The sequence below is a fragment of the Sulfitobacter sediminivivens genome, assembly GCF_042611115.2.
In the GTDB taxonomy this organism is placed as follows: Bacteria; Pseudomonadota; Alphaproteobacteria; order Rhodobacterales; family Rhodobacteraceae; genus Sulfitobacter; species Sulfitobacter sediminivivens.
Genome location: NZ_JBHGAR020000007.1, coordinates 159,709 through 169,020, shown reverse-complemented (window position 1 = coordinate 169,020; position 9,312 = coordinate 159,709). Strand labels below are relative to the sequence as shown.

General features: G+C 55.8%; 8 protein-coding genes. 2 read left to right on the top strand and 6 right to left on the bottom strand.

Annotation, left to right across the window (positions count from 1 at the left end; translation table 11 throughout):
• From ACEWL3_RS09985 to ACEWL3_RS09975, 3 genes are all read right to left on the bottom strand, one after another.
• Window positions 1–1,933: AAA family ATPase (locus tag ACEWL3_RS09985; protein WP_435000803.1), on the bottom strand; the 1,933-nt coding region annotated here is incomplete at its 3' end.
• A gap of 53 nt (window positions 1,934–1,986) precedes the next feature.
• Complete coding sequence (locus ACEWL3_RS09980) at window positions 1,987–3,114, bottom strand: hypothetical protein (RefSeq protein WP_386182234.1); 1,128 nt, start codon at window positions 3,112–3,114, stop codon at window positions 1,987–1,989.
• A 40-nt stretch (window positions 3,115–3,154) separates the two neighbouring features.
• Window positions 3,155–4,231 (bottom strand): coiled-coil domain-containing protein, encoded by a 1,077-nt coding sequence (locus tag ACEWL3_RS09975; protein ID WP_386182236.1) that lies wholly within the window; start codon window positions 4,229–4,231, stop codon window positions 3,155–3,157.
• Between the two features lie 154 nt (window positions 4,232–4,385).
• Between ACEWL3_RS09975 and ACEWL3_RS09970 the strand changes: the two genes are divergently transcribed.
• Window positions 4,386–4,727, top strand: coding sequence for a cupin domain-containing protein (locus ACEWL3_RS09970; RefSeq protein ID WP_386182238.1), 342 nt, complete (start codon window positions 4,386–4,388; stop codon window positions 4,725–4,727).
• Here the strand turns inward: ACEWL3_RS09970 and ACEWL3_RS09965 are convergent.
• Window positions 4,709–5,965 carry an MFS transporter gene (locus ACEWL3_RS09965; protein ID WP_386182240.1) on the bottom strand — a complete coding sequence of 419 codons (1,257 nt, stop codon included), beginning with the start codon at window positions 5,963–5,965 and terminating at the stop codon, window positions 4,709–4,711. The genes ACEWL3_RS09970 and ACEWL3_RS09965 overlap by 19 nt on opposite strands.
• Before the next feature lie 51 nt (window positions 5,966–6,016).
• Window positions 6,017–6,808 (bottom strand): hormone-sensitive lipase, encoded by a 792-nt coding sequence (locus ACEWL3_RS09960; RefSeq protein ID WP_386182242.1) that lies wholly within the window; start codon window positions 6,806–6,808, stop codon window positions 6,017–6,019.
• A gap of 96 nt (window positions 6,809–6,904) precedes the next feature.
• On the opposite strand from ACEWL3_RS09960, the gene ACEWL3_RS09955 reads away from it, so the two are divergent.
• Window positions 6,905–8,377: an NAD-dependent succinate-semialdehyde dehydrogenase gene (locus ACEWL3_RS09955; RefSeq protein ID WP_386182244.1), complete on the top strand. Its 1,473-nt coding sequence runs from the start codon at window positions 6,905–6,907 to the stop codon at window positions 8,375–8,377.
• A 76-nt stretch (window positions 8,378–8,453) separates the two neighbouring features.
• On the opposite strand, the gene ACEWL3_RS09950 is transcribed toward ACEWL3_RS09955, so the two are convergent.
• The gene (locus ACEWL3_RS09950) at window positions 8,454–9,179 is read right to left on the bottom strand and encodes a hypothetical protein (protein ID WP_386182246.1); all 726 of its coding nucleotides are present in this window, start codon (window positions 9,177–9,179) and stop codon (window positions 8,454–8,456) included.
• Between the last annotated feature and the right edge of the window lie 133 nt (window positions 9,180–9,312).

The window sequence follows — 9,312 nt, the reverse complement described above, 5'->3', positions numbered from 1 at the left end:
CACCCCCACTCAAATACCGCTTCTTCGCCGCCTCCATCCGCTGCATGTCCCGCACCGCATTCTCAATCGCGATCTCATCCGACTTGTCAGCATACCTAAACTCGGAATCCGCGTACCGGTTGATCTCTTGAATCACCATTTCCACCGTGATCGGCTTGCGCATGTCTTTGATCATCGCCAGCTTTTCATCGTAGGGTTTGAACAGGAACAGGTCTGGCTGCTCCATCCATTCGTCCGGCAATTCAAAGTCCATCGCCCGCACCTTGACCGCGTCCGTGATGTTCTTGATCGCGCGGCCGGTAAAGCGCTCATCCGCCTCCTGAATGCCCTTCAAATACGTCCCCAGCTTGGCAATCGTATCCAGCGCGCCGATGTCCTTTGACACCTGATCAAACACGCGCATCAGCCCCTCCTCATGCGGTCGGGAATGCGATTCAAACGATGCTGCCACCGCCTTCTTGATCTCCTGCGCGGCAAAGGGTTCATGATCGCCCAGCGGAATATCGTGGTTCTTGCCCATCAGCAGGTTCAGGATGTCGATGTAATCATCCCGCGTCTGTGGCCCATCGACCAGAAACCGCGCCCCGGCCCGCTGGCGCAGGGCATCATCGACGTTCTCAGGATAGTTCGAGAACATCCCAAACGTACAATTTCCGCGCACCACGGTATTGGCCCCGGCAAACGATTCCATCAGCACCGCAGTGATCTCCAACTGCCCCGCTGACGACTGCCGATCCCCACGCTTGCCCGCCAGTTGGTCAATGTCGTCAATGGTGCCAAAGCCGATCACCGAGGGATCAATGATGTTGTTGATAAACGCCTTGGCGTTCTGGCCCGACTTGCCCTGATAGCTGTCAATATTGTCCGTCGAAAGGTTCTGATACCGAAACGGATAGCCCGCGTTCAGGCAATATTCATTCACCAAGCCTGCCATCATCTGGATCAGCGTTGTCTTCCCCGTCCCCGGCGCGCCATCGCCCATGAAGGTAAAGATGAACCCGCCAAGGTCCGCAAACGGGTTCAAGCGACGGTCAAAGTCATAGGCCATCAGCATCTTGGCCAGCTTCATCGCCTGATATTTCGCGATGTGGTTGCCGACAACCTCGTTGGGCTTTTTGAATGTCATGGTCAGCTTGGTCGACTTCGCCTTGGACGCCGGGCTGAACCCGCGCACGGTAAAATCATCCGCCTCAACCCGCCACGCGGCCCCCTTGAAACTTTCCAATCGCGGCGCAGTCTGCGCACGCAACGCAACTTTCTCCATCAGCATCTCAGCAAAGGCACAGACAGTCCCCACCAGCCGCGCATCATCGCTCGCATGGGATGCAATATCCTGATCCAGCTCCCACAGCGCGCCGTGCAGGGCAACCTGACCGTTGTCGGTCAGCACCTCGTCCACATCGCCCACTTCGACAGTCACTTCGGTCAAATGCGATGACAACAGATAGGCCACAGCATTGCCAAAGACATAAAGCGTCACCAACGCCTCACCGGCCAGCAACTCCGAAAATTCGGTCTTCCGCGCAGCAGGCAAACTGCCTTCCAGATTAGCCCGCTTCAAATCGCCCAGTCCGGACTGATCCGCATAATTCTCTGCCACCGCCAGCGCAATCGCCACCGCCCGGCGCAAGGCGTGCATGACGGTCGCTTGCACCGGGGAAACAAGCATATCGCCATCATCCGCCCGGGCAATGCGCCCAATCAGCTGTACACCTGCGCTGGCCACGTTGCGTTGCGTCACCAGCCCCGGCGTCGTCGAACGGAACCGCCGCCGCGTTCCAATGCCGCTGGACTTCTCGGCAGGGGCATCCGCCGCCAAAGGCGTGCCAATCCGCGGCGCATGATCAAACCCTTCCAACAGCGCACCGGCCACCGAAATATGTTTCTTGATGTCCTCCTCTCGGAGTTCCATGGCGTCTGAGGTCTGGCTCATATTTTCAACTCATCTTCATTGTTCTTAAAATATACATCTTCGGTACTACGCAGCTAATACTGCAACACCCGCCCCTGTGGACTGACGACAAATTTGCGCACCGATCCAAAACCCGGCAGGTTCTTTTCCTCTAAAACCTGAAAGGGCCGCTGCGGCAGGATGATGCTGCGCTCTGACCGTGTCGCCCCAAGGTCCGGGCCTTGCGCTCCAAAGGGATCCAGCGCAAAGACCTCCCGTTCGACCGTCGAAAACCAGCCCGATTTCTCTTCAATCACCCGGTCCGACAACAGTTCCTCTTCTGTCCAGACCAGCGCCCAGTCTTGCCCCACAGGTGCTTTTGCATCAGCCAATACCTCGCGCAGGGGTCCAGCTTGCCGGGTAAAGGCATGGCTGTACATCGGTCCCAGATGGAACCGCCGCAACCGCTTTGGATGCAGATCGTCAAAGTCCTGATCAAATCCGCGCGCGATAGTGACCAACTTCAATCCGCCCAGCGCCTGCGCACTCAGGTGCGCCTGCACTTCCGGCCAACGCCGTTCGTCCTTGGGCAGAGCAACACTGCCCGTGTCCTCAAGCTCCATCAGATAGATCACCGGCAGATTGACCTGTGAATCGTACGTCGCCCAGTGTAGCCGAAAGGTGCGCCGCTGTTCTGACTTGTTCCCAGTCCAATCCGCCTGCGGATCATTCTGAACCCAGAACAGATCGCCCTTCGCCAGCTCTTCGTAATAAAGTCGCTGTGACAAAGCGAATTGCAGTTTCGTCGGCACCTCCCGGTCGCCCAAAATCGTCTGCACCATCTCGTTTTTCAGGGTTGTTTCAGACGCCATATTCTCCAGATGCGTGGCCGCTTGCTGCGCATCATTGGCCATCGTCATGATCTCCGCTGCCACAGGAAATCCACTATCGCGGTCGTCCATCGTCAGAGATCCAAAAAACCGCCCGGTGTTGCGCCCAACCAGCAGGTATTTAAGGCTCAGCGCACGGAAAGTATGGGTCAACTTGGCCGCATAGCGGGTCAGAATCGCGACCTCGTCCCGGTTCAGCTTTTGCTCGGCCTCCATCACGCCCGCAACATCCAGCATGTGTCGCATGATGCCTTCGAATTTTCGGAAATACCGGCGCGAGGCAAAGGTGTCGGTCAGGCCGACGTGGTCTTTGTTGGGGGTGTTGTCAGTCATTCAATATTTCCCGTTCGGGAATCGGATATACAAGGAGGCCTCACGCCCCATACTGATTGCTGTCATGCTTCTCGATGATCTTGGCAAACCGCCGTGCGAACCGTTCATCCGCCTTCGCCTTCGCCTCAAGCACCTCCCGCGCAAACACCATATGGTCTTCGTGCTTTTCCATCATCTCGGCCATGCGTGCATTCGTGGCCGACCCGATACCCGCCATCGCCGATTGCGCCTCTTGGTCCGTTTTGACGCCGATCTCATTGATCCGGTGGGCCACATCCTGCTGCTGCGCCGTCTTCAAAGACTTGGTCAGCGCGTCATACAAAACCACACGCTGTTTGGTGTCAGTCTGCAATTTGTTAATCAAAACCATCTGCGTCGCCGCTTGGTTCTGCAGTGAATCGATCCAGGTTTTGCCTTTTTCAATATAGCGTTCCAGAGTCTGCGACTTGGCCAGTTTGACCTGCTCGTCCTGAACCAAAGCATTGTACTTGGTATTCAGGTCAGCCAATTCGGTTTCCAATTTGGTCCGTTTCGCCGCGTCTGTCTCGGATGCAATCGCATTCTCAACTTTGATAATCGTCGGGTCCATGGCCTGAACATCGCTGCGGATGGTTTCCAACTCTCCCACAGTCATTTCACGCTCATCCAGCGTTTCGGTCAGGTTGGCCTCAACCTTTGTCTTTTGCTCCTCCAGCATTGCCAACTGCCCTTCGAGCAGTTGCACAATGATGTCGGACTTTGAAATCAAGTCCTGCAACTTGTCATCGATTGACGCCGACCGTACCCGTTCTTGACGCATGCTGTCCGACTTGGCCTTGGAAAAGATCCCGATGATGCTTTCCATGCCAGTCTTGTTGCGCATTTCGTCGAAGTCACGGCTGAACCCGGCGGTCACATCATCAAGCCCCATAATCAACTCGGCGATATTGGCGTTCATCACGTCCGTATGGGCATGCACATCCTCAAGCGAGGCATTTTCGATGTCGATCATCGCATCGTCGCCAGTCTTGAGTTTGGCGCGCGCCGTCTCGATCCGGCTGGTCAACTCGGCAATTTTGCTTTGTGCCTCGGCAACCTGTGTCTGAGATTCCTTAACCTGTGCATCCAAATTAGCCATGAAACGCTCCTGTCTTTCAATACGTTAACAATTACATAGGGAATGTTATGATGATTTACATCCATGCCCTGCGAATTTTTGAACAGTGTGACAAATGCCTTGACCATTGAAAAGGGGGAACGCTACCCAGAGCCAAAGTACGAGGAGCCTTTGCATGTCTGAAAAATTATTCCGCCTGACACCTGGAGGCGATGTTGAAAATGACCGGCCTGCTACCAATAGACTGATCTCTGGCGATCCTGAGTTCAAGACCTGGAACGTCGAAGAAATCGAGGGGCTTTGCTGCGGTATTTGGCAGTCAACGCCGGGAAAATGGCGCGTCGTCTATGACGAATGGGAATATTTCCACATCCTGTCCGGGGTGTCCGTGATCACCCAGGACGGTGCTGACCCTGTCACGCTGAACGCTGGTGACAGCTTTATCATTCGTCCTGGTTTCGCGGGAACCTGGGAAGTGCTCGAAACAACCACCAAGGACTACGTGATCCGGCTCTGACCCTCTTGCTTGACCGCAATCTTCGCACGTCGGACGGTGGCCAGAAGGATCGAGAAGAATGCACATCCTGCAATCACATACCACGCCAACGTCTGTTGAATATCGCCATATGCAAATTCAGACCCGTCTGGCACATTTGCAGAGGCCAACAAAAGCGTTGCCGCAAACAGCAGTCGCCCGAAAAAGCTTTGCACGGACAAGAATGTCGCCCGTCCCGCATCGCTCAGCAAGGGCTGCATTCGGGCGATGATAAACGGCCGGGCCAGCGAATTGGGCACCATTCGCAAGAATAGGACCGCGATGGCAAGGATACTGTTGGTCACGGCCAGCGTGGCAATAAGCGCGATCTGGATGCCAAATGCCAATACCAGAATGGCAGGAAGGCCAATGCGCTGTCGCAGCCGTATTGCAAAAAGCGATGCAACAACGGACACCATCATCATCAGGGCGGAAACCGACCCGCTGACCAGAGGGGCCTCTGCATGCCAACCCACACTGTTCAATGCTTCCTGGATAAAGGGTTGACCAAAGACAAATGGGATATGGCTGAACCCGTACATCAGCACCGACAACGAGAACAACCAGACCAGCACGGGTTGTTTCATCGCGCTGCGAAACAAATGCCATTGCGTGCTGTCTGCGACACTGCCCACGTGCTGGGCATCGTGGGGGGGTTCGTGAAATCGAAAGGCAATCAAACAGGCAATCGCCATGGCAACGGCCGCCGCCGCGAAAGCGGCACCATAGCTGTATTGCGCGATGATCCCACCAAAGAACGCCGACAATGCCAGCGCCGTTAAGGTGAACTGCCAGCCGCGGGTTTCTTGCGCCTCAACTTCGTCTGAACGCCCCGTCCCAGCCAGTGATTCATACAGTAATGCGTTGTCTGTCCCCGATGCAAAAGCGGCGCTTGCCCCCAGCAAGACCTGAGCCAGGGCAAAAGCCCAAAACCCACCGCCCAGCGCAATCAGCCCCGACCCCGCACATCCCGCAACCGCGGCCGCAATCAAGGTTGGGCGGCGCCCCCATTTGTCCGACATATATCCCGACGGAACCTCAAGCGCCGTCGTTGCCACATCATAAATGGCATAAAGCAAAAGCGCCTCAGCCGCTGACAACTGCGACTGGAAAAACAGGAACCATACCGCTTGCCAGAATATGAGGTTTTGGAAAAACTTGAACCATGGGTAAAGCGCGACATTCCGCGTCATGTCCGCACCATGCATCGACGCCGTCATCTTATACCACCCTCATCTGACCACGCCAGAATATGCTTCAAGATTCACACGTTATTTCAGCCCCAACAGCGCGGCAACCAGATCACTTTCAGGGTCTGCCAACCCATCAATGATATCAAAATGGTGTTTGCCTTCGACCACGACATGCCGCGCGCCCCAGGTTCTGGCAAAGGCTTCGGCCTGTTCAAGGAACACAGGCCGTTCTTCTGATCCGACCCAAACCGCGACATTCACCCCATGTGGCGGGCTCATATTCACCGGGCTTTCCGCCTCTGCCTCAGCCGCGTCCAATTGCAAGATCTCATTCATCGACGTTTGCAGCAAAGGCGTCAGATCTGCAACCGGTGAAATTGCGACGATCTGTTCGATACGGTCGCGCACGTCGCCCGAAACCAACAACGGGTCGGTCATACGGGCGACCAAATGCCCGCCAGCCGAATGTCCCGCCAACGCAATCGGACCCTGCGTCCGGTTGGCCACTTCGGTCAGTGCCGCCGCAATTTGCGTGCTGATTTCAGAGATCCGGACATCGGGACACAAGTCATAGCTCGGCAACGCCACAGCCCACCCCCGCGCCAGGGCACCTGCAGCAAGATGCGAAAAAGACGACGCATCAAATGCTTTCCAATAACCGCCATGCACAAACATCATTGTGCCGCGCGACACACCCGTCGGCTGAAAGAAATCAAACACCTGTCGGTCACTTGGCCCATACCGCACACCGATCTGTCCCCGCGCACCTTGCGCATCGCGAAACGCTGCTGCTTGCGCGGCCCAGCGCGGCGGGTAATCCTCTGCTTGGGGGATATAAGCAGCGTTGGCGTAAGCATCATCAAGCGTCATTCAGCGGTCTCCTAAAAGGGTTACATAGCAAACTCGAACTGGACAATCATAGCCTTTGTTGCTTTGGGTGCCATAACCAAAAGCGGAGACACCAAAATGACTGACGCAACAACTGACCTGAAATCCATGCTCAACGACCCCAGCCTTCTTGAAACCCGCGCCTATATAGGCGGAAAATGGGTCGATGGCGATGATGGGACGTTTAACGTGACCAACCCGGCGCGCGGTGACGTGATCGCCAAAGTCGCAAACCTGAGCCGTGCACAGGTTGCCGGAGCCATCGCTCAGGCAGAAGCCGCGCAAAAGGATTGGGCAACATGGACTGGCAAGGAACGCGCGGGCGTCTTGCGCAAATGGTTCGATCTGATGATGGAAAACCAGCACGATCTGGGCGTCATCCTGACCGCCGAACAAGGCAAACCACTGGCAGAAGCCAAAGGCGAGATCGCTTATGGTGCGTCCTTCATCGAATTTTTTGGCGAAGAGGCCAAACGCATCTACGGCGAAACAATCCCCGGTCACCAGCGTGACAAACGCATCACCGTGATCAAACAACCTATCGGCGTCGCGGCCTCCATCACGCCGTGGAACTTTCCCAACGCGATGATCACCCGCAAGGCAGCCCCGGCATTGGCCGCTGGTTGTGCGTTCGTGGCACGCCCTGCTGCGGAAACGCCACTGTCGGCCATCGTGATGGGCGTGCTGGCCGAACGCGCAGGCATCCCTGCGGGCGTGTTCAACGTCGTGCCATCCTCGTCTTCCTCTGCCGTGGGCAAGGAATTCTGCGAAAACCCTGCAGTACGCAAGATCACCTTCACGGGCTCAACCGAAGTCGGGCGCATCTTGCTGAAACAAGCCGCCGATCAGGTTATGAAATGCTCAATGGAACTGGGTGGAAACGCCCCCTTCATTGTCTTTGATGATGCCGATCTGGATGCAGCCGTTGAAGGAGCGATCCTGTGCAAATTCCGCAACAACGGCCAGACATGTGTCTGTGCAAACCGCATTTACGTTCAAGCCGGTGTCTATGACGCTTTCGCTCAGAAACTCAAAGCACGGGTCGAGAAAATGAAAGTTGGCGATGGCTTTGAAGAAGGCGTCGAACTTGGCCCGCTGATCAACCCTGCGGCCGGCGAAAAGGTCAAAGAACACATCGAAGACGCCATTGCCAAGGGCGGCACGGTAATGTTGGGCAATAGTGGTGACATGCAGGGCAACTTCCTCGCCCCGACCATTGTCACCGGCGTGACCCAGGACATGAAAGTCGCGACAGAGGAAACATTCGGACCCCTCGCACCGCTGTTCAAATTTGACACCGAAGACGACGTGATCGCCATGGCCAATGACACGATCTTTGGCCTTGCCTCCTATTTCTATGCAAAGGATCTCAGCCGTGTCTACAAGGTCGCCGAAGCACTTGAATACGGCATCGTCGGCGTCAACACAGGGATCATCTCGACAGAAGTTGCGCCCTTTGGTGGCGTCAAACAATCCGGTCTGGGCCGCGAAGGATCACACCACGGGATCGAAGATTACCTGGAAATGAAATACATATGCATGAGTGTCTGAACCGACATTTCATTGTTCAAAAAATACACAAACTCAAGGGGCAGCCTCACTTGCTGCCCTTTGTCATGTTGCGGCATCAGCCCGGTTCCACGCGCGCCATTTCGGCGTCAAATCTCGCCCAGGTCATTGACGCCTTGTTCCCTGCATATCCATCATAATAAGACCTCCCGGATGACGTCGGCAAACCGGCCCATATTTTTGCAAGGTTGTTCATAAACGACACGCGCGACAGCTTGCCTGCGCGAAACTCGTGCAATCCTGCCTCTGCCAGCAACACATCAGCAAGCCTGTCCTGAAGTTGCGGGGAAAAGCGCTGATCCGGCAGCGCCCCTATCTTGCGCGCCACGCGCAACAGCGTCTTTGGAATAAACTGATAGCGTCCGATGGCGTGGGGTTGACCGGGCGTGTCTTCAATCCACTGATAGATTTCACCGAGTGTCATCTTGGTTGGTTGCTTGGCGGGTTTGATACGCGCGCCGTGCTGCACCGCATCATACCCGTCCCGCCGCGATTCCGCCTGTCCAATCAGATGTCTGATATGCACAGCATCCGCGCCACCGACCCCCTGATAGGACGCATCGTCATAGACAGGTTCATGCGCAGGCGGATCAGCGAACAGGCCCATTTCTGCACGTCCGATGAAAAGACTGGAACGTGGCGCGGTGAACACCGTCCCCCTGACTGGGATGACCCCGCCACGCGCCACCGCCATCGTGCTTCCTGAAAAGAGTGACCCAGCCTCGGCCAGCACAAGGCCGGGGGCAGCAAGCAGCCCCAAAATCACAAAACTCAATCGCAGCATTCAGGCCCCAGCACATTTCAAGTTGCTTCAAACTCACCCAAAACAGTTGATAATTCGTTTGTTTGAAACAATCAGAGGATTTTTTCGAGGTTCCACCAAGGATTGACGCCTGCCCAGCGTCCAACTTACGTGA

Coding starts and splice junctions, on each gene's coding strand:
- ACEWL3_RS09980 (WP_386182234.1), bottom strand. CDS start 3,114: ATGACTGACAACACCCCCAACAAAGACCACGTCGGCCTGACCGACACC.
- ACEWL3_RS09975 (WP_386182236.1), bottom strand. CDS start 4,231: ATGGCTAATTTGGATGCACAGGTTAAGGAATCTCAGACACAGGTTGCC.
- ACEWL3_RS09970 (WP_386182238.1), top strand. CDS start 4,386: ATGTCTGAAAAATTATTCCGCCTGACACCTGGAGGCGATGTTGAAAAT.
- ACEWL3_RS09965 (WP_386182240.1), bottom strand. CDS start 5,965: ATGACGGCGTCGATGCATGGTGCGGACATGACGCGGAATGTCGCGCTT.
- ACEWL3_RS09960 (WP_386182242.1), bottom strand. CDS start 6,808: ATGACGCTTGATGATGCTTACGCCAACGCTGCTTATATCCCCCAAGCA.
- ACEWL3_RS09955 (WP_386182244.1), top strand. CDS start 6,905: ATGACTGACGCAACAACTGACCTGAAATCCATGCTCAACGACCCCAGC.
- ACEWL3_RS09950 (WP_386182246.1), bottom strand. CDS start 9,179: ATGCTGCGATTGAGTTTTGTGATTTTGGGGCTGCTTGCTGCCCCCGGC.